This is a genomic window from Streptomyces sp. NPDC079167 (assembly GCF_040686735.1).
Lineage (GTDB): Bacteria > Actinomycetota > Actinomycetes > Streptomycetales > Streptomycetaceae > Streptomyces.
In genome coordinates this window covers 674,785-693,564 of sequence record NZ_JBFBLO010000001.1, presented here as the reverse complement: position 1 = coordinate 693,564, position 18,780 = coordinate 674,785, and the positions used below count along the sequence as shown (strand labels likewise).

The window sequence follows — 18,780 nt, the reverse complement described above, 5'->3', positions numbered from 1 at the left end:
CCCCGGATATGGCTCTGACCAGCCATGACGTGGTGAGCGGCGGAGTGGCCACAGGGTGGCCGCAGGCCGGGAAGCGGTTGCTTCCGATGGTGCACAGAGTACGCCTCAAGGGGCGGATGATGGCAGGGGCCACCTTGAGATCTCCATGAAACGGCACGAGGCCGCCCGCGTCGCGGGGGTGCCGACCCTCAGGCGCGGCCCACGAGCTCGTACCCCGCCTCGTCGACGGCCGCGCGTACGGCGTCGTCGGTCAGCGGCGCCGCGGAGGTGACGGTCACCCGGCCGGTGGCGGCCTCCGCCTTCACCGCGGTGACTCCCTCGATCCCGGAGACCTCCTCGGTGACCGCGCCTTCGCAGTGGCCGCAGGTCATGCCCTTCACCTCGAACACCGTGGTGACGCCGCCCGCCTGGGCATCGGCCGCCCCGTCGTGGCAGGAACCGGTGGACGAGCAGCAGGAGCCGGCGGTCCGGGGCGTGTCGGTTTCGGCGGTCATGGCGTTCTCCTCTTCGCAGGCGCAGATATGTGACGGTTGTGGCGCGAGGGGGCGCCGGGAAGCCCGGTGTGCCCCCTCTCCCGACACTATACCCCTAGGGGGTATAAAGCGTACGCGACCTCGTCTGCGGCGGGTTCCGATCCGGGGCGTAGATTCGCCGGACCGCGGGCGCCGGCCCTGCGGGACACGGCGCGAGCCGGGGCACGGGAGGCGGGGCGATGCGGGCAGTGGTGTTCGAGCGGTTCGGGCAGGAGGCCCAGGTCCGGGACCTCCCCGACCCCGCCCCGTCGGCCGGAGGCGTCGTGGTCCGGGTCGAGGCCACGGGGCTGTGCCGGAGCGACTGGCACGGCTGGATGGGGCACGACCCGGACATCGTCCTCCCGCACGTGCCGGGGCATGAACTGGCAGGAGTGGTCGAGGAGGTGGGCCCCGGCGTGCACAACTGGCGCCCCGGCGACCGGGTCACCGTGCCCTTCGTCTGTGCCTGCGGCCGGTGCTCCGCCTGCGCGGCCGGCGCCCAGCAGGTCTGTGAGCGGCAGACCCAGCCGGGTTTCACCCACTGGGGGTCCTTCGCCGAGTACGTGACCCTGGAGCAGGCCGACGTCAATCTGGTCGCGGTGCCCGAAGGGCTGTCGTCCGCCACGGCGGCCGGGCTCGGATGCCGTTTCGCCACCGCGTTCCGCGCCGTCGTGGGACAGGGGCGGGTGGCGCCGGGGGAGTGGGTCGCCGTGCACGGCTGCGGCGGGGTCGGGCTGTCGGCCGTGATGATCGCGGTGGCGTGCGGGGCCAGGGTCGTCGCGGTCGATGTCTCGCGGCAGGCCCTGGAGCTGGCGCGGGCCTTCGGCGCGTCCGCCTGTGTGGACGCCTCGGCCCACCCCGTCGGCGCCGACGAGGCCGTACGCGAACTGACCGGCGGCGGCGCCCATCTGTCGCTCGACGCGCTGGGTTCCCCGGTCACCTGTGCCGCCTCGGTGCGGAGCCTGCGCCGGCAGGGCCGCCATGTCCAGGTCGGGCTGCTGCCGCCGGCGGCCGGTGATCCGGTCGTACCCATGGCGCGGGTGATCGCACTGGAGCTGGAGATCCTCGGCAGTCACGGAATGGCCGCCCATGACTACCCGCCGATGATGGACCTGGTCCGGGCCGGCACCCTGCGGCCGGATCTGCTGGTGACGTCCACCATCGCGCTGGACGCCGCCCCGGCGGCCCTCGCCGCGATGGGCACCGCCCCGGGAGCGGGCGTCACGATCATCGAACCGGCGGCGGCCTGAGCGTTCGTGTCCGGCCGGCTCAACGGCCCCGGTTGCTGGGCCGGGACGCGATCCACGCCAGGACGGTGTCCACGTACCAGTAGGGCTTCCCGTTCCTGACGTCGTCGGGAGGCGGAAGAAGCCCGTGCTTGCGATACGAACGGATCGTGTCCGGCTGGACCCTGATGTGTGCCGCGATGTCCTTGTACGACCAGAGCGTTCTGTCCGTCATGGATGACACCTCTCTGTACGTCCCTGCGCCTCTGTTCCGGTGAACGAGAGCGACCGGGTGCGGGCAGGGGGTGTCGCGAGCCCGTGACAGGGGCCCAGCGGAACGCGGACATACGTGACAGAGAGGTGACTGCTGTGGCGGGAGGGGAACGAGTGGCTGAAGAGGCAGCTCAGGAGGACGGCCGCGCGGGTCCGCAGATGCGGAGGAACTCCCGGGTGCGGCGTGCGATGGGCAGCGGCTTGTCGGGCGGGCAGGGGTACATGTCCTGCTCGACGATGGCGAACAGGTCGGTGCCCAGGGCGCGCGCGGCGTCCAGCACGGGCTCCAGCGCGGGCACCCCGCCAGGCGGTTCGCACATCACGCCGCGCGCCACGGCCGGACCGAACGGCACCTCGTTCGCCACGACGTCCGCGAGCACCTCCGGGTCGACCTGCTTGAGGTGCAGATAGCCGATCCGCTCACCGTAGGTCCTGATGAGCTTCACGCTGTCCCCGCCGCAGTACGCGTAATGACCGGTGTCGAGGCAGAGCGAGACCAGGTCGGGGTCGGTGGCGTCGAGGAAGCGGTTGACGTTCTCCTCGCTGTCGATGTGCGTGTCGGCGTGCGGGTGCACCACGATCCGCAGCCCGTACCGGTCCCGGACCTCGCGGGCCAGGCGTTCCGTCTGGGTGGTGAGGTCGCGCCACTGCGCGGCGGTGAGCGTGCGGTCCTCCAGCACCTCACCCGACTTGTCGTCCCGCCAGAACGACGGGATGACCACCAGGTACCCGGCGCCCATCGCCCGGGTGAGTGCCGCGATGCCGGCGACATGCTCCCAGGTGCGGTCCCAGACCGCCGGACCGTGGTGCAATCCCGTGAAGACGGTGCCCGCCGAGACGGCGAGGTTCCGGCGTGCGGTCTCGTCCGCGAGCCGGGCGGGATCGGTCGGCAGATAACCGTAGGGGCCGAGCTCGATCCACTCGTATCCCGCTTCGGAGACCTCGTCGAGGAATCGCTCCCAGGGCACCTGCTGCGGATCGTCGGGGAACCACACTCCCCATGAATCGGGAGCCGAACCGATGCGGATGCGGGCCGGAGGGGGTACGGAGGAGGTCATATCGCCCACCCTCCAGTTCCCGGGAAGGGGTGTCAAGGCTTCGTCCGAATGTCCGGACAAAGTGTTGACAGGGTTCCGGGCGAGGGCTAGACCTGGGAGCGGCCGTCCGGCCGTGGCCGCCTCCCGGGACGACGTGACGGGCCGGAGCACCGGGTCGAAGGGATGCGTATGCCTGAGCCGTACGACGTGATCACCATGGGCCGGATCGGGGTGGACATCTACCCGCTGCAGACCGGTGTACCGCTGGCCCAGGTCGAGACCTTCGGGAAGTTCCTCGGCGGCTCCCCGTCCAACGTGGCGGTGGCGGCCGCCCGCCTGGGACGGCGCACGGCTGTGATCACCCGGACCGGCCAGGACGCGTTCGGCGACTATCTCCACCAGGCGCTGGGGGAGTTCGGGGTGGACGACCGGTGGGTCGGCGCGGTGGCGGAGTACCCGACCCCGGTGACCTTCTGCGAGATCTTCCCGCCGGACGACTTCCCGCTCTACTTCTACCGGCAGCCCAAGGCGCCCGACCTGGAGATCCACAGCGACGAGCTCGACCTGGACGCGGTGCGGGCGGCCCGCGTCTTCTGGATGACCGGCACCGGCCTCTGCGCCGAACCCAGCCGCACCGCGACCCTCACCGCGCTCCGCGCCCGCGGCACGCCAGCCCCGCCGGGCGCGGACGGACACCCGCGCGCCACCGTCTTCGACCTCGACTGGCGCCCCATGTTCTGGGGCGAGGAGGACGACGGGGCCGCCCGCGCCCACTACCGCGAGGCACTCGCCCACGCCACGGTCGCCGTCGGCAACCTCGACGAGTGCGAGATCGCGACGGGGGAACGCGAACCGCACGCGGCCGCCCGCGCCCTGCTCGACACCGGGCCCGAACTCGCCGTCGTCAAACAGGGCCCCGAGGGCGTCCTCGCCGTCCACCGCGACGGCACCACCGCCGAGATCCCGCCCCTGCCCGTCGACGTCGTCAACGGCCTGGGCGCCGGGGACGCGTTCGGCGGCGCCCTCTGCCACGGCCTCCTCGCCGGCTGGGACACGGCGCACATCATGCGCTACGCCAACGCGGCCGGGGCCATCGTCGCCTCCCGCCTCGCCTGCTCGTCAGCGATGCCGTTCCCGCACGAGGTCGAGCGTGCCCTCACCGAGGGCACGGCCGGTGCGGCCACGGAAACCGCGGGAGTTGCAGAACCTCCGGGAACCCCGGCACCCCCGGGAGTCGCAGGGCCCACGGGGGCCACCCCATGACCCCGCCCGCCGCGGCCGGCGTCGCCGATCTCGTCCGGCTCCGCGCCCACCGCCCCGAAGCCGTCGCCGAGGCCGCAGCAGCCCGCGGCAGGCGCCCCCTCCTCGGCCCCACCGGACGCCTGATGATCATCGCGGCGGATCACCCGGCCCGCGGAGCCCTCGCCGTCGGCGACGACGACCTGGCCATGGCGGACCGCTTCGACCTCCTCGAACGCCTCTGTCTCGCCCTCGCCCGCCCCGGCGTCGACGGAGTGCTCGCCGGCGCGGACGTCCTGGAGGACCTGCTCCTCCTCGGTGCCCTGGAGAGCAAGGTCGTCCTCGGCTCCATGAACCGCGGCGGGCTCGCGGGAGCCGCCTTCGAGCTCGACGACCGCTTCACCGGCCACCGTCCCGCCGATCTCTCCCGCCACGGCTACGACGCGGGCAAACTCCTGCTGAGGATCGACCACGACGACCCCGGCTCCCTGGACACGCTGCACACCGCCGCCCGCGCCGTGGACGAGATGGCCGCCCTCCGGCTGCCGGTCTTCATCGAGCCGTTCCTCTGCCACCGCACCCCCGCCGGGCTCCGCACCGACCTGGGCGCCACCGCCGTCACCACCTCCATCGCCATCGCCTCCGGCCTGGGCGGGACATCCGCGTACACCTGGCTCAAGGTCCCCGTCACCGACGACCCCGACGACATGGAGCGGGTCATGCGCGCCTCGACCCTCCCCGCCGTGCTGCTCGGCGGCGAGGTCACGGGGGACCCCGACACGGCGTACGAGAAATGGCGCGGCGCGCTGCGGCTGCCGACCGTCCAGGGGCTGGTGGTCGGGCGCTCGCTGCTCTACCCCGCCGACGGGGACGTGGCGGGGGCGGTCGACACAGCCGTGGGGCTGCTGTGAACGAGCCGGACGACGGGTAGGGATCGGGCATGACGACGAGCGACGAGCAGAGGCACCACCTGAGGGCCGGGCAGGCAGGACGCGGCCCCTACGCCCTCGACATCGACCCGGGGCGTGCCGGGTGGGAGCGGTCGAGTCTGCGCGTCCTGGAGCTCGGGCCGGGAGGTGTTCATACCCTGGTAACCGGGGAGAGTGAATGGATCATCCTGCCGTTGTCCGGTGGCTGTACGGTGCAGGCAGCAGGTGAGATCTTCGAACTGCTGGGCAGGAAAGACGTGTTCAGCGCGGCGACCGACTTCGCCTATGTCCCACGCGACGCCCGCGCCCAGATCGCCTCCGGCGCAGGAGGCCGCTTCGCCCTGGCAGGAGCGAAGTGCGAGCGACGACTCCCCGCTCGCTACGGCCCCGCGCCGGAGGTACCGGTCGAGCTGCGCGGCGCCGGCGCCTGCTCGCGCCAGGTGCACAACTTCGCCGCCGCCGACACCTTCGAATGCGACCGGCTCATCGCCGTCGAGGTCCTCACCCCCGGCGGGAACTGGTCCTCGTACCCCCCGCACAAGCACGACGAGCACCACCCCGGCACCGAGTCGGTGCTGGAGGAGATCTACTACTTCGAGGTCGAGGGCGACGGCCTCGCCTACCACCGGGTGTCGCCGTCCCGCCCCGGCGGCACGGACGTCCTCGCCGAAGTCGCCACGGGTGACGCCGTCCTCATCCCCGACGGCTGGCACGGTCCGTCCATCGCCCCGCCCGGCCGCACCCTGTACTACCTGAACGTGATGGCGGGCCCGGGCGAGCGCGAGTGGCTGATCAGCGACCACCCGGACCACCGCTGGATCCGCGACACCTGGCCCGAACAGCCCGTCGACCCACGGCTGCCGCTCCACAGCACGGAGGCCGCCCGGTGACCACACCACGCAGCACGCCCCGCACGGCCTCGAAGCCCACCCGCAGACTCACCACAGCCCAGGCGCTCGTCGCCTTCCTCGCCCGCCAGTACACCGAGCGGGACGGCCGGCGCCACCGCCTGATCGACGCCACCTGGGGCATCTTCGGCCACGGCAACGTCGCCGGCGTCGGGCAGGCACTCGTCGAGGCAGGCCCCGCGATGCCGTATCTCCAGGGCCGCAGCGAACAGGCCATGGTGCACGCCGCCGTCGGATACGCACGCCAGTCGGGCCGGCTCTCCGCCCACGCCGTCACCACCTCCATCGGGCCCGGCGCCACCAACCTCGTCACCGGTGCCGCGCTCGCCACCGTCAACCACCTGCCGGTGCTGCTCCTGCCCGGCGACACCTTCGCGACCCGCCCCGCCGACCCCGTGCTCCAGCAGCTCGAAGTGCCCCACACCGGCGACGTGTCGGTCAACGACTGCCTGCGCCCCGTCTCCCGCTACTTCGACCGGATCACCCGCCCCGAGGCGCTGATCCCGGCCGCCCTGCAGGCCATGCGCACCCTGGCCGACCCGGCGGAAACGGGCGCCGTCACGCTCGCGCTGCCGCAGGACGTGCAGGCGGAGGCGTACGACTGGCCGGCGGAGTTCTTCGCCACGCGGGTCTGGAACGTACGCAGGCCCGCCCCCGACCCGTACGAACTCGAACAGGCCGTCCGCGCGGTGCGCGCCGCACGGCGCCCCCTGATCGTCGCGGGCGGCGGGGTCCACCACAGTGCCGCGGAGGAGACCCTCGCCGCCTTCTCCGCCGCCACCCGCATCCCCGTCGCCTCCACCCAGGCCGGCAAGGGCTCCCTGCGCCACGACCACCCCGCCGACGTGGGCGGCATCGGCCACACCGGCACCGCCACGGCGGACGCGCTCGCCCGCGAGGCCGACCTGGTGATCGGGATCGGCACCCGCTACACCGACTTCACGACCGCGTCCGGCACCCTCTTCGCCGACCCGGCCGTCCGCTTCCTCAACCTCAACATCACCGGCTTCGACGCCCACAAGCTCGCCGCCCTCCCCCTCGTCGGGGACGCACGCACCGCGCTCGAAGCCCTCGGAGAGGCCCTCGGCGCACGCGGGCACCGCGTCGCCCCCGCCTACGAGAGCGAGTACACCGAGGCCAAGGAGCGCTGGGAGAGCCGCGTCGACGCGGCCTTCGCCACCGGCGACCCGGACGCCCGCCCCACCCAGGCGCAGGTCCTCGGGCTGCTGGACGAGCTGGTCACCGAGGACGACATCCTGATCAACGCGGCGGGCTCCCTCCCCGGCGACCTCCACAAGCTGTGGCGGGCCCGCTCCCCGCGCCAGTACCACGTCGAATACGGCTACTCCTGCATGGGATACGAGATCCCCGCCGCCCTGGGCGTCCAGCTCGCGGCGCCCGGCCGGCCCGTCTGGGCGCTCGTCGGCGACGGCACGTATCTGATGAACCCCACCGAGATCGTCACCGCCGTACAGGAGGGCCTGCCCGTCAAGCTCGTCATCCTCCAGAACCACGGTTACGCGTCCATCGGCGGCCTCTCCGAGTCCGTGGGCGCCGAACGCTTCGGCACCGCCTACCGGCACCGCGCCGAGGACGGGGCGTTCACCGGCGCCCCGCTGCCCGTCGACCTCGCCGCCAACGCCGCCTCGCTGGGCATGGACGTACTGCGCGCCGGATCGGTGGGGGAGCTGCGCGGGGCCCTCGCGAAGGCGCGCGGCGCGGACCGTCCCACTTGTGTCTACGTCGAGACCGAAACGGCAGACACAGTGTCGGGGCCTCCCCCGGCACAGGCGTGGTGGGATGTTCCGGTAGCCGAAACCGCGACCCGCCCGTCGGCGGTCGAGGCCAGGAAAGAGTACGACCGGCAGATCGCAGCCCGACGCCGCCACCTGTGAAGGAGACCCCGTCATGAAGACCGTCAACCACTGGATCGGTGGCAAGACCGTCGAGGGCACGTCGGGCAACCACGGTCCCGTCACCGACCCGGCGACCGGCGCCGTCACGACGCAGGTGGCGCTCGCCTCCACCGAGGAGGTCGACGCCGCGGTGTCCGCAGCGAGGACCGCGTACGCGACGTGGGGCACCTCCTCGCTCTCGGCCCGTACCGCCGTCCTCTTCCGCTACCGCGCCCTGCTGGACTCCCACCGGGACGAGATCGCCGCGTTGATCACCGCCGAGCACGGCAAGGTGCACTCCGACGCGCTGGGCGAGGTCGCCCGCGGCCTGGAGATCGTCGAGCTGGCCTGCGGCATCACCACCCAGCTCAAGGGCGAGCTGTCGACCCAGGTATCCAGCCGGGTCGACGTCTCCTCGATCCGGCAGCCGCTCGGCGTCGTCACGGGCATCACCCCGTTCAACTTCCCGGCCATGGTGCCGATGTGGATGTTCCCGCTGGCCATCGCGTGCGGCAACACCTTCGTCCTCAAGCCCAGCGAGAAGGACCCGTCGGCCGCCAACCTGCTGGCGGAGCTCGCCGCCGAGGCGGGACTGCCCGACGGCGTGCTGAACGTCCTGCACGGTGACAAGGTCGCCGTGGACGGGCTCCTCGCCCACCCCGACGTCGCCGCCGTCTCCTTCGTCGGCTCCACCCCCATCGCCCGGTACATCCACGCCACCGCCTCCGCCAACGGCAAGCGCGTCCAGGCCCTCGGCGGCGCGAAGAACCACATGCTGGTCCTCCCGGACGCCGACCTGGACGCCGCGGCCGACGCCGCGGTCTCGGCCGCGTACGGCTCGGCGGGGGAGCGTTGCATGGCCATCTCCGCCGTCGTCGCCGTGAACTCCGTCGCGGACGAGCTGGTCGCGAAGATCCGCGAGCGCGCCGAGAAGATCAAGATCGGCCCCGGCACCGACCCGGCCTCCGAGATGGGCCCGCTGATCACCGCCGCCCACCGCGACAAGGTCGCCTCCTACGTCACCGGCGCCGCCGCCCAGGGCGCCGACGTCGTCCTCGACGGCACCGGCCACACGGTCGAGGGCTTCGAGGACGGCCACTGGATCGGCCTGTCCCTCCTGGACAACGTCTCCACGGACTCCGACGCCTACCGCGACGAGATCTTCGGCCCCGTCCTGTGCGTCCTGCGCGTCGAGACGTACGAGGACGGCGTCGCCCTCATGAACGCCTCGCCGTTCGGCAACGGCACCGCGATCTTCACCCGCGACGGCGGGGCGGCCCGCCGTTTCCAGCTGGAGATCGAGGCCGGCATGGTCGGCGTCAACGTCCCGATCCCGGTTCCGGTCGGCTACCACTCCTTCGGTGGCTGGAAGGACTCCCTCTTCGGCGACCACCACATCTACGGCAACGACGGCGTGCACTTCTACACCCGTGGCAAGGTCGTCACCACCCGCTGGCCCGACCCGGCCGACGCCCCGGCGGGCGTGGACCTCGGCTTCCCCCGCAACCACTGACACGGCGTCACGAGGGAACTCGCCGAATGGAAGACTGACCCCATGGTGACGGCATCGCAGCTTCCGTTCGGCGAGACCCTGAGGGCGCGTCTGGGCTCGCCAGCCCATCCGGTCGGCCTGGAGAGCAGCCCGCGTTCGCAGGTCTGGCGCATCGAGCTGGCCGGGCGCCCGGCGGTGCTGAAGCAGCTGGTGGCGGGCCCCGGGGCCGACGAGCGGTACGACCGCGAAGTGGCCGCCCTGACCATCGCCGGCCGGGCCTCCGGCACCCCGGTCGTGCCGGCGATCCTCGGGACCGATCCGGCCGAGCGGGTACTCGTCCTCGAACACCTCGACGAGGGCCGCCCGCCCGCCGACTGGATCGTCGACTACGCGGCCGCTCTCGCGAGGCTGCACAGCACCGCCCGGCCGGGCGACGCGGGAGCCCTGCCCCGCTGGCAGGGCCCGACCGGTGCCGACGTCACGTCGTTCCTCACCCTGGCCGAGACCCTCGGAGTCGCCGCGCCGTCAGGCGTACGGGACGAGCTCCGCGCCCTCGTTGGGCGCCTGGACCGGGCGGAAGGGACCGCGCTCCTCCACGGCGACCCGTGCCCCGGCAACGATCTGCACACCCCGGACGGGGTCAGGTTCATCGACTTCGAGCAGGCGTCCCTGGGCAGCGGCCTGATGGAGCTCGCCTACCTACGCATCGGGTTCCCGACCTGCTGGTGCGTCACGAGGGCGTCCGGTCCCCTGCTGGAGCGGGCGGAGGCCGCCTACCGCACGTCCTGGCACGCCGAGACCGGCACCCCACTCCCGGACACCGGCCTCGCCGACGCCTGCGCGGGCTGGCTGATCCGGGGCGACGCCCTGGTCCAGCGGGCCCAGCGAGGCACCACCGACCACCTGGCCCGCCTCCCGGACGAGGACTGGACCTGGGGCACGGCGACCGCCCGCCAACGCCTCGCGCACCGGCTCGGGGTGGTCGCCGGCATGACCTCGGACGACGGGGACCTGCGGCATCTCGGAGCTCTCGCGGCGGACCTGCGCCGTGCGGTCCTGGACAGGTGGCCTACGGTCCGTCCGGTGCCGGAGAGGCGTCCGGAGTAGTCACTGGAAGCTCAGGCGGTGCGGGTGGGCGGGGTCGACCGGGCAGGTGTGTACGCGCATCAGGCCACGACCGAGGTAGACGTCGGTCGGGTTGGTCGCGTACGGGTCGTGGTCGGGGTTGCGGTCCTCGATCGGCAGCCAGCTGCGTGAGGCCCCGTCGCACTCCCACATGTCCACGGTGAGCAGGGGCGGCATCGTTGCCCCGCACACTTCGCAGTCGACCCGGGCGGGATCGGTCAGGTGCCAGGAGGCGAAGCCGCCGACCTTCCAGCCGGGTGCGATCGAGAGATCGCTGATGTAGGTGGTCTCCTCAGGCTCCGCAGCTCGGGCCACGGCCATCGCCTCTGCGTACTCCTCATATGTCGCGTAGCTTCCCGGAGAGGAGAAGTCGTCCTCGTCCTTCTCGTCGTCCTCGCCGAGGAGCCCTTCCTCCCACGCGTCGATCTCCCCCTGGAGTTCTTCGTCCAGCAGTCCGAGATATTCGTGCTCCACGACCTGTTCCGGGTGGACGACGCAGGTGGTCGGCACGCATTCGGCGCGGCCGGCCACCGGCGGCTCGGGCTGCGGCGTGAGTACGGAGCCGACGTCGGCCGAACGCCGCCACTTCAGTACGACGTCGATGGTGCGGTCGGCTCCGTGCACCTCGAAGGGACACCAGAAGACCTGGAGCAGGTCGTGCCCGTCCGCCCCCACGAGGTCCGGAACGTCTCGTGCGTACAACTGGGCAACGGCCAGCATCGGCAACGGGTCGTCGTCACGAAGGTCAGGGTCGTGGTTGCCCTCGCTCATGCCGCTGAGCAGGCGCTGCTCGTCCTCGGTGTACTCCCGTCCCCTGGCCTCCCGCTGGATCCGACGGCTCAGCCGCACGTCGGAGAGGAGGTGGCCCCTGCCCTTCGGGTGCACTGCGGTGCACACCGGCCACGGTTCGTCGGCCGGCCAGAGCAGGGGGCCCGCCACCGAATTGTCGTGTGCCCCTGGTGAGCCATGACGTGGGTGCAAGCGGGTGGCTGTACGCCGGTGGGCCGCGAGGGCGGGGAAAGCCGCTTCCACGTCGAGGGGGCGAGGCGGGGTGGTGCGGGTCATGGGGGGCGCCGCCGCTCCGGGAAAGGGCTCAGACAAAGTAGTTCTCCGCATCGTCCATGTCACTGCTCATGAGGCTCATCATTGCCTCGTATTTTTCGCGCCCGAGGTAGTAGGCCCCCGTGTGATGACAGAGGAAGAAGCGCCCGCTCCCGTCGATGAGCAGGGTGGAACCGTCATAGGTGTCGTAGCCCACCGGAAAAAGCTGCACGCCGAGGTCTGCGGCGAGCTCGGAGATTTCCTCTGCGTCTCCCTTGAAGACCAGATGGGGCGTGAAGATGGCGAGATTCCCCGGTGCGGTGTCGATGACGGCCCGAAGGAACGCGTGCTCCCGGATGAAGGCGAGAGCAGGGCCGGAGGGTGAGATCTCCACGCCGTAGGATCGGTATCGCTCGACGGCGGCCGTAATTGCTCGGTCTGCCTCCTCTCCGACATTGCGCCCTGGGTACCACCCGGCCTCTGTCAGCCAGGCGTCCACTTCTTCGATCGTGAAAAGAACGGGCATGTCAGACCGCCGAGCGCCCGGCCTTCGATGTGTTGCCGGGCCCCGTTCGACGGATCTCCAGGACGACCGCCGTGCCCGCCACGGACCCGTCCTCGTGCATGATGATCACCTGGCCCGGCTCAAGGTGCTGCCACTGTGAGGGGTCGAGAGGGGCAAGCCGCACCGAGGCTTGTCCGCCCGGTTCCAGAAGTGGCATGAATTCCACCCAGAGCCGGGCTATGTTGACGGCCGGATCACCGGCCGGAGACCGGTTCCCGATGTCCCACATCGGCCGCAGGACGCCGGCCCCGGGGATGGCCGTCTTCCGACGCGCCTCGGCAGCAGGGCGGAGGGTGAGGTCGGCTCGGATTGTGCCGTTGCGCGCCTCGTAGCAGCGCCAGTCGCACCAGGCCGCGCTCCTGACCAGCCGCATCTGTTCAGCTGCGGTGGCCAGGGTTTCCCAGAAGCTGAGGGGGAGCGGTTGGACGTCACCGAGCTCTTCCAGCAGACCGAGGGCCACTTCCCACTCGTCCTGAGTGAGGTAGTCCCAGACGTCGTTCACCGTGATGTCGTTCTCGGTGGCGGCCCTCTCGGGGACCAGCAGAAAAGCGGCTTCCAGCAGCGCGGGGACGTCCATGCGTTGAGTCTGGCCCATCGTCCCTGTCAGACGGGCCTGCTGGTGCTCTGCTTGTTGGCCTCGCGGACCTTGGCGACCAGTTCCGCCCTCCGCTGCCGGAGCGCGGCGGTCAGCCGGCGCGTTGTGGCGAGGTTGCATCGACCCAGGTCGATCAGCGGCTGTGACATCGGGCTGACGAGTGACGGGACGTCCAGACGCAGAGATCACGTGCGGTACTCCTCGACGGGTCGGTCTCTGACTGTTCCATCACTGAGCATCGGTCCGTATCGATACGATCACCAGGAGTAGTTGTTTTCGAGACGCCAAGTGAAAACGGGTGGCCGCTGTGCCCGCACCGAAGAAGCTGGACCCGACCCAGTCGCTGGAAGCGCTGTACGGCTCGATGCTCCGCAAGCTCCGTATGAAGGCGGGCTGGACGCAGCGGGAACTGGGAAACATGATCCCGATCGCCCACAGCCGCATCGCGCAGTTCGAACTGGGCAACGAGACGCCAGTATTCGACGTGGCCGAGGCCCTTGACCGGCTGCTCAAGGCCGACGGTGACCTGATGGACCTGTGGCAGCACGTGGTGCGGACGCCGATCCCCAACTGGGCCATCCGGTACGTCAATCTGGAACCGAAGGCGACCAAGATCCGGAAGTATGCGGCGCACTCGGTGCCTGGCCTGCTTCAGACCGAGGGGTATGCGCGAGGGCTTCTGAGCGTCGCGCGGCCAAGTGTGGGAGACGGGCTCGACAAGCTGCTTGCCGCGCGGATGGCGCGTCAGCAAATCTTGGGCAGGAGCAAGCCTCCCGTGCTGTGGGCGGTACTGGACGAAGCGGTGCTTCATCGGGTGGTGGAGCAACCGTCGGTCATGTCCGCCCAGTTGAAGCATCTCCTCGACGTTGCCGAGTCCCGCAACGAGATCACCCTGCAAGTGCTGCCGTTCAGCGCGGGCGCCCACCCACTGCTTGATGGATCGGCAACCGTGCTGTCATTCGCGTCGCGTGCCGATGTCGCATACCTGGAGGGATCGCACTCGGGGGAGTTGATCGAGCACGGTGTGGCGGTTGCCGAATACGCCTTAGCATTCGATTACTTGCTAAGCCTTGCGCTGTCGCCACGTGCGTCGGCCACCATGATCCGTTCCGTTCTGGAGGACCTCAACCGTGACGCTCGTCCCCCCGGTCGCTCTGCACGCCGCCGCTTGGCGCAAGTCCAGCTACAGCAACACGCAGGGCGGCGACTGCGTGGAAGTCGCTGACGGGTACCCCGGCGGGCTGCCCGTCCGTGACAGCAAGGTGCCGGACGGCCCGACGCTGATATTCGGGGCCGATGCGTGGTCCGCGTTCATCGGAGACGTCGGCGCGGGCCGTACCACGTAGGGAAAACCAGGTGCTGCGGGGCGCCGGGGCCCGCATCCTGGGCCTATGAACGACCGGACACACCCGCCCCGTTACGAGATCCGCGCGCAGCACACCGAGTCCACCGTCACCGTGTACCAGGCCTACCGGCCGGCCATCGGACTGCCCGCCGCCCGTGACGGGCGCTTCCCGTCGGCCTGGAAGCGCGACCGCATGACCTGGATCAAGCCGAGCTTCCTGTGGATGATGTACCGCTGTGGCTGGGGTACGAAGGAAGGCCAGGAGACCGTGCTCGCCGTCGAGATCGTCCGTGACGGCTTCGCCTGGGCGCTGGAGAACGCCGAACTCTCCCACTACGTGAGGGGAGTGCACGAGGACCAGGGTGCGTGGAAGCGGGCGTTGCGGTCCGCCCCCGCCCGCGTCCAGTGGGACCCCGAGCGCGATCTCGACCTGAACCCGCTCCCGTACCGCTCGCTCCAGCTCGGACTCTCCGGGGAGGCCGCCCGGCGGTACGCCGACGAGTGGACCGTGTCCGTACGCGATGTCACGCCGCTCGCACGCGAGGTGCACGCGGCGGTCCGGGCGGGAGAGCGGGAGAAGGCCGCCGCCCTGTTGCCGGTGGAGACACCGCTCGACCTCAGTGCTCCTCGCCCGGCTCCCGCCAGCCCGTGAGCTCCAGCACGTCCGAGGCGATCTCCACCACCGTCCGGCCGTCCGTGGTCACCCGGACAACGTCGGGCGGCGCCTGCTCGTCCAGGAGCCGGGCCTTGCGCGCACTGCCCGCGATCTCGCGGTCGAGGGCGGAGCCGATCTCCCGGGCCGAGAGCCGGGCCACCGCCGTGGCGTCCGAAGCGGTGAGCAGGGCCCGGACGACGCGTACGCCGGGGCCCATCGCTCGCTCGAACATGGAGGTCGAGCCGGGCAGCACGCTCACCGTGTTCGTGTAGACCAGACGGTGATGGCCGAGTGCCGCGAAGTTCCGCCACATCGCCGTCAGGTTGGCCTCGGTGATCGCCGAGCGGTGGGGATCGTCGGCGGGGGCGGGATGCACCTGGCCCAGGTAGTCGCCCTCAAGGATCGCGTGCGCGATCCCGGCCGCTCGCAGGCGGTCCGAGATCTCCCAGCCGACCGTCGTCTTGCCGACGCCGGCCCGGCCGCCGATGAGAAGGACTTCCGGACGCTGCGGGTTCATGGCGGAAGCCTGACAGCGGACCCGTACCGCCGCCATCGAATTCGTGGTCGCGACCATGACTTTCGGCAGTGCCGGACGGGCCCCGGGTTCCGTACCGTCGGGCCGGTGAACCTGAACCTGATTCCGCGCCGGAACGTGAGCGGGGACCGTGTGGCGGCTGTCCTGGTGCCCGTGGCTGTGGCCTTGTTCGGGGGGCTGAGTCTGGTGAGCCCCTGGTGGGCCGCGCCGACCGTGGTCGCCGCGTTCCTGGCAGGGCGCGGCCCCGGGCGTACCGGAGCGGTGCTCTGCTCGCTGGCCGCCGTGCTCGCCGCCGGTGTGGTGGCCGTCTCGCTGGTGCCGCCCCTGCTCGCGCTCGGTACCCGGTTCGTCGGGGTGATGGTCCTGGGCGTCCTGCTGCCCTGGTTCGCGGGGCGGTTCTGGCGGCAGTACCAGGAGCTGGCCCGGGCCGGGTGGGAGAAGGCCGAACGGCTGGGGCGGGAGCGGCAGCTGGTGGCCGAACAGGCCCGGCTGGCGGAGCGGGCCCGTATCGCGCAGGACATGCACGACGTGCTCGGTCACGACCTCAGCCTGATCGCCCTGTCCGCGGGCGCTCTCCAGTTGGCCCCCGGGCTCGACGACCAGCAGCGACGGGCCGCCAAGGACATCAGGGCACGGGCGGCCACGGCGGTCGAGCGCCTGGGCGAAGTGGTCGGCGTCCTGAGCGGCCACGAGGAACCGCCGCCGTTGCGGCCGCACGGCGCGGAGCTGGCCGAACTGGTCGGCGATGCGGCCGAGTCCGGGCTGCGGGTCGAACTGCGGGTGGACGGCGAGGCGGACGGGCTACCTCCCGTCGTCGCACGGGCCGTGCACCGGGTCGTGCAGGAAGCACTGACCAATGTGGCCAGGCACGCGCCCGGCGCGATGGCCACCGTCCAGGTCAGGCACACGGAGACCGAGAGCGAGGTGGCCGTCGTCAACGGTCCCGCGAAGCCCCCGGCCGGGCGGCTGCCGGGGCAGGGAGGCCGGGGGCTCATCGGGCTCGACGAACGGGTCAGGCTCGCCGGCGGAACCTTCGAGCACGGCCCCCGCGAAGGCGGCTTCGCCGTGTCCGCCCGGTTGCCGCACCGTCTTCCGGCGCGGCTGCCGGACCGTCGTACATCTGAGCCCTCGGCCGGGGCGCCGGCGGAGTTCCGCAGGGCACGGCGCCGTACGGGCCGCACCCTGGCCGCCGCGCTCCTGGCCCCGCTGGGCGCGGGCGCGGTCCTGGGTGCGGCGGTGACGGGGTGGGACATGGTGGCGGCGGCACGCTCGACCCTCGATCCGGGTGACTACGCCCGGCTCCGGGTGGGGCAGGATCGTGCGGAGGTGCGGCGGGTGCTGCCGGACCGGCAGTCGGTCCACCGGCCCTCCGGTGGCGAGCGCCCCGAGGGACGAGGAGTGACGTGCGAGTACTACGCGATGACGGCCGACCGCTTCGACAGCCGGTCCGGGGACGCCTACCGGCTCTGCTTCCGCGACGACACGCTGGTCTCGCTCGACGCCCTGACCGGGTGAGCGCGCGATGACCAGGGTGCTGATCGCCGACGACGAGCCGATGATCCGGGCCGGTGTCCGGGCCGTGCTGTCCACCGACCCGGACATCGAGATCGTCGCCGAGGCGGGTGACGGCCACGAGGCGGTGGAGCTCGTGCGGCTGCACCGCCCCGACGTGGCCGTGCTCGACGTACGGATGCCGAGGACCGACGGCATCGACGCCGCGGCGGACATCAGCCGGACCGTTCCCGGCACCGGCATCGTCATGCTGACGACGTTCGGTGAGGACGACTACATCCTCCGGGCGCTCGGCTGCGGGGCCGCCGGCTTCCTGATCAAGTCGGGCGAGCCCGAGGAACTCCTCGCGGGCGTACGGGCGGTGGCCGACGGCGCCGCCTATCTGTCACCGAAGGTCGCCGCGCGCGTGGTCGCGCACCTCGCGTCCGGCGGAGCCGGGGACCGGGCCGGGCGCCGGGCCGCCGCCCGGGAGAAGGTCGCCGGGCTGACTCCCAGGGAACGCGAGGTGCTGTCGTTCCTCGGCAGCGGACTGTCCAACGGGCAGATCGCCCGGCGGCTCCACGTGGTGGAGGGGACCGTCAAGGCGCATGTCAGCTCCGTCCTGTCGCGTCTCGGGGTGGAGAACCGGGCCGCCGCTGCCGTCATGGCCCATGAGGCGGGTGTCGTGCCCGCGCACACGACGGAGAACGGCTGACGCGGCCCGCTCCACCGGCCGTTGCGCCACGATCAGGAGCGCGGCCACCACGGCCGCGCCCAGCAGCGCCCCCGCCAGTACGTCGTGCGGGTAGTGGACCCCGGTCAGGACACGCAGCAGCGCCGCCGCCACGGCCAGCGGCACGGTCACGGCGGCCAGACGAGGCCGCCGGACCGCAAGCCCCGTCGCCAGAGCGGCGGCCAGTGTGGCGTGGTTGCTGGGGAACGACCAGTCGCCTGCCTCCGGGCACGCGGCCACCGCCTCGACCCCGGACACGGCCCGGCAGGGGCGTTCCTCGTCGGCCACCAGCTTTAGCGCCTCGCTGACGGCGTACGCCGCGACGGTCCCGACGCCGGTCAGGACCGTGCCGGCAGCCAGGCGTGCGTCCCTGCGGCGGACGGCCGTCCACCCGAGCAGGAGCAGCAACAGGCCCAGGGCGATCAGGGTGAGCTCGGTGACCGGTTCCAGGAGATGAGCGAGGAGGTCGGGCGCGTCCGCGACAGTCTCCGTCAGCCACCGGTACGCGGACACGGAGACACCCTGGGTCACCTCGGTGGGCTCGGCCCGGCCGAGCCCGCCCGGTGACAGGAGCGCGACGGCGCCGCCGGCCGATGCGAGAAGGGCTGCCGCGCCGAGCGGGCGGGCGGCCCGGGGATGTGGGTTCGTCATGCCGCAGAACGTACGAGTGGCCGCGGGCCCGGCACCCGGGCCGAACGGCAGGCCACGTATGCGACGTTCGTCAGGGGTGGGGGAACGGTCTCACGCCGCGCCGGGGGCGCCCGTACCGCTGAACTCCCAGGTCAGCATGGCGAACACCCCGTCGTCCGCCGCCCCCGATGAGCGGTAGGTGGCGAGGGCCGCCTCGTTGTCGCGCTCCACCCCGACCCACATGCCGTAACAGCCCCGCTCCCGGGCCTCCGCCGCCAGCGCCTCCGTCAGCGCCCGGCCGATGCCGCGGCGGCGGTACGGCTCGTCGACGGAGAGCTCGTACAGGCACATCTCCGCGCCCTTGTCCGGGTGCAGCATCTCGATGCCCGAGACGAATCCGGCGGGGGCACCGTCCACGTACGCGATCAGCATCAGATGGCCGTCCGCCGCGAGGAAGCGGGCCGCCCACCCGGGGCGGGGCTCGGCGTCGTAGAGACGCGCGGCGGCGAGGAGCTCGGCGGTGGTGGTGGCGGGGCGGATGTTCACTCAGGGGC

Annotated in this window: 21 protein-coding genes and 1 pseudogene; 12 read left to right on the top strand and 10 right to left on the bottom strand. The window is 71.8% G+C overall.

Annotation, left to right across the window (positions count from 1 at the left end; genetic code table 11):
- Positions 1–188 precede the first annotated feature (188 nt).
- The gene (locus AB0P41_RS03205) at positions 189–494 is read right to left on the bottom strand and encodes a heavy-metal-associated domain-containing protein (protein WP_356708206.1); all 306 of its coding nucleotides are present in this window, start codon (positions 492–494) and stop codon (positions 189–191) included.
- Between the two features lie 218 nt (positions 495–712).
- Between AB0P41_RS03205 and AB0P41_RS03200 the strand changes: the two genes are divergently transcribed.
- Positions 713–1,762 (top strand): zinc-dependent alcohol dehydrogenase family protein, encoded by a 1,050-nt coding sequence (locus AB0P41_RS03200; RefSeq protein ID WP_365929748.1) that lies wholly within the window; start codon positions 713–715, stop codon positions 1,760–1,762.
- A gap of 19 nt (positions 1,763–1,781) precedes the next feature.
- Here the strand turns inward: AB0P41_RS03200 and AB0P41_RS03195 are convergent, their stop codons facing one another.
- Positions 1,782–1,973, bottom strand: coding sequence for a MerR family transcriptional regulator (locus AB0P41_RS03195; RefSeq protein WP_129263096.1), 192 nt, complete (start codon positions 1,971–1,973; stop codon positions 1,782–1,784).
- Between the two features lie 169 nt (positions 1,974–2,142).
- Entirely contained in the window at positions 2,143–3,069 is a 927-nt protein-coding gene (locus tag AB0P41_RS03190; RefSeq protein WP_365929746.1) for a sugar phosphate isomerase/epimerase, read from the bottom strand.
- A 168-nt stretch (positions 3,070–3,237) separates the two neighbouring features.
- On the opposite strand from AB0P41_RS03190, the gene iolC reads away from it, so the two are divergent.
- Genes iolC through AB0P41_RS03160 form a run of 6 tightly spaced genes read left to right on the top strand, consistent with a single transcriptional unit; the run spans position 3,238 to position 10,618 of the window.
- Positions 3,238–4,311, top strand: coding sequence for a 5-dehydro-2-deoxygluconokinase (gene iolC / locus AB0P41_RS03185; RefSeq protein WP_365929744.1), 1,074 nt, complete (start codon positions 3,238–3,240; stop codon positions 4,309–4,311).
- Positions 4,308–5,198 (top strand): deoxyribose-phosphate aldolase, encoded by an 891-nt coding sequence (locus AB0P41_RS03180; RefSeq protein WP_356708198.1) that lies wholly within the window; start codon positions 4,308–4,310, stop codon positions 5,196–5,198. The genes iolC and AB0P41_RS03180 overlap by 4 nt, the downstream gene beginning before the upstream one ends.
- Positions 5,199–5,227: 29 nt before the next feature.
- Positions 5,228–6,106 (top strand): 5-deoxy-glucuronate isomerase, encoded by an 879-nt coding sequence (iolB, locus tag AB0P41_RS03175; RefSeq protein WP_365929742.1) that lies wholly within the window; start codon positions 5,228–5,230, stop codon positions 6,104–6,106.
- Positions 6,103–8,019: a 3D-(3,5/4)-trihydroxycyclohexane-1,2-dione acylhydrolase (decyclizing) gene (iolD, locus tag AB0P41_RS03170; RefSeq protein ID WP_356708194.1), complete on the top strand. Its 1,917-nt coding sequence runs from the start codon at positions 6,103–6,105 to the stop codon at positions 8,017–8,019. The genes iolB and iolD overlap by 4 nt, the downstream gene beginning before the upstream one ends.
- A 13-nt stretch (positions 8,020–8,032) precedes the next feature.
- Positions 8,033–9,532 (top strand): CoA-acylating methylmalonate-semialdehyde dehydrogenase, encoded by a 1,500-nt coding sequence (locus AB0P41_RS03165; protein WP_365929739.1) that lies wholly within the window; start codon positions 8,033–8,035, stop codon positions 9,530–9,532.
- 42 nt (positions 9,533–9,574) lie between these two features.
- Positions 9,575–10,618: an aminoglycoside phosphotransferase family protein gene (locus tag AB0P41_RS03160; RefSeq protein ID WP_365929737.1), complete on the top strand. Its 1,044-nt coding sequence runs from the start codon at positions 9,575–9,577 to the stop codon at positions 10,616–10,618.
- Here AB0P41_RS03160 and AB0P41_RS03155 read toward each other — a convergent pair whose 3' ends face one another.
- The 4 genes from AB0P41_RS03155 to AB0P41_RS03140 all read right to left on the bottom strand — a co-directional run bounded on the left by AB0P41_RS03155 (position 10,619) and on the right by AB0P41_RS03140 (position 12,986).
- A complete protein-coding gene (locus AB0P41_RS03155) occupies positions 10,619–11,575 on the bottom strand; it encodes a hypothetical protein (RefSeq protein WP_365929735.1) in 957 nt (318 codons plus the stop codon).
- A gap of 154 nt (positions 11,576–11,729) precedes the next feature.
- Entirely contained in the window at positions 11,730–12,176 is a 447-nt protein-coding gene (locus tag AB0P41_RS03150; RefSeq protein WP_365929733.1) for an SUKH-3 domain-containing protein, read from the bottom strand.
- A gap of 28 nt (positions 12,177–12,204) precedes the next feature.
- Positions 12,205–12,819, bottom strand: coding sequence for a hypothetical protein (locus AB0P41_RS03145; protein ID WP_365929731.1), 615 nt, complete (start codon positions 12,817–12,819; stop codon positions 12,205–12,207).
- 26 nt (positions 12,820–12,845) lie between these two features.
- Positions 12,846–12,986, bottom strand: a complete 141-nt coding sequence (locus AB0P41_RS03140) for a hypothetical protein (RefSeq protein ID WP_365929729.1) — start codon at positions 12,984–12,986, stop codon at positions 12,846–12,848.
- A gap of 158 nt (positions 12,987–13,144) precedes the next feature.
- On the opposite strand from AB0P41_RS03140, the gene AB0P41_RS03135 reads away from it, so the two are divergent.
- Genes AB0P41_RS03135 through AB0P41_RS03125 form a run of 3 tightly spaced genes read left to right on the top strand, consistent with a single transcriptional unit; the run spans position 13,145 to position 14,834 of the window.
- Positions 13,145–14,062 carry a helix-turn-helix transcriptional regulator gene (locus tag AB0P41_RS03135; RefSeq protein WP_365929728.1) on the top strand — a complete coding sequence of 306 codons (918 nt, stop codon included), beginning with the start codon at positions 13,145–13,147 and terminating at the stop codon, positions 14,060–14,062.
- Positions 13,968–14,183 carry a DUF397 domain-containing protein gene (locus tag AB0P41_RS03130; protein ID WP_365929726.1) on the top strand — a complete coding sequence of 72 codons (216 nt, stop codon included), beginning with the start codon at positions 13,968–13,970 and terminating at the stop codon, positions 14,181–14,183. The genes AB0P41_RS03135 and AB0P41_RS03130 overlap by 95 nt, the downstream gene beginning before the upstream one ends.
- Before the next feature lie 45 nt (positions 14,184–14,228).
- Positions 14,229–14,834 carry a DUF4291 domain-containing protein gene (locus tag AB0P41_RS03125; protein WP_356708178.1) on the top strand — a complete coding sequence of 202 codons (606 nt, stop codon included), beginning with the start codon at positions 14,229–14,231 and terminating at the stop codon, positions 14,832–14,834.
- Here the strand turns inward: AB0P41_RS03125 and AB0P41_RS03120 are convergent.
- Positions 14,800–15,354, bottom strand: a complete 555-nt coding sequence (locus tag AB0P41_RS03120; RefSeq protein ID WP_356708806.1) for a hypothetical protein — start codon at positions 15,352–15,354, stop codon at positions 14,800–14,802. The two genes, AB0P41_RS03125 and AB0P41_RS03120, sit on opposite strands and share 35 nt — an antisense overlap.
- Before the next feature lie 105 nt (positions 15,355–15,459).
- Between AB0P41_RS03120 and AB0P41_RS03115 the strand changes: the two genes are divergently transcribed.
- Positions 15,460–16,887 carry a histidine kinase gene (locus AB0P41_RS03115; protein ID WP_365929723.1) on the top strand — a complete coding sequence of 476 codons (1,428 nt, stop codon included), beginning with the start codon at positions 15,460–15,462 and terminating at the stop codon, positions 16,885–16,887.
- A 7-nt stretch (positions 16,888–16,894) separates the two neighbouring features.
- On the top strand, positions 16,895–17,578 hold the full coding sequence (locus AB0P41_RS03110) for a response regulator transcription factor (protein WP_365929721.1): 684 nt from the start codon (positions 16,895–16,897) through the stop codon (positions 17,576–17,578).
- A gap of 33 nt (positions 17,579–17,611) precedes the next feature.
- Here the strand turns inward: AB0P41_RS03110 and AB0P41_RS03105 are convergent.
- Positions 17,612–18,247 (bottom strand): annotated as a pseudogene (locus AB0P41_RS03105) (phosphatase PAP2 family protein); the annotation flags it as partial.
- A 90-nt stretch (positions 18,248–18,337) separates the two neighbouring features.
- Positions 18,338–18,772, bottom strand: coding sequence for a GNAT family N-acetyltransferase (locus tag AB0P41_RS03100; protein ID WP_365929718.1), 435 nt, complete (start codon positions 18,770–18,772; stop codon positions 18,338–18,340).
- Positions 18,773–18,780 lie beyond the last annotated feature (8 nt).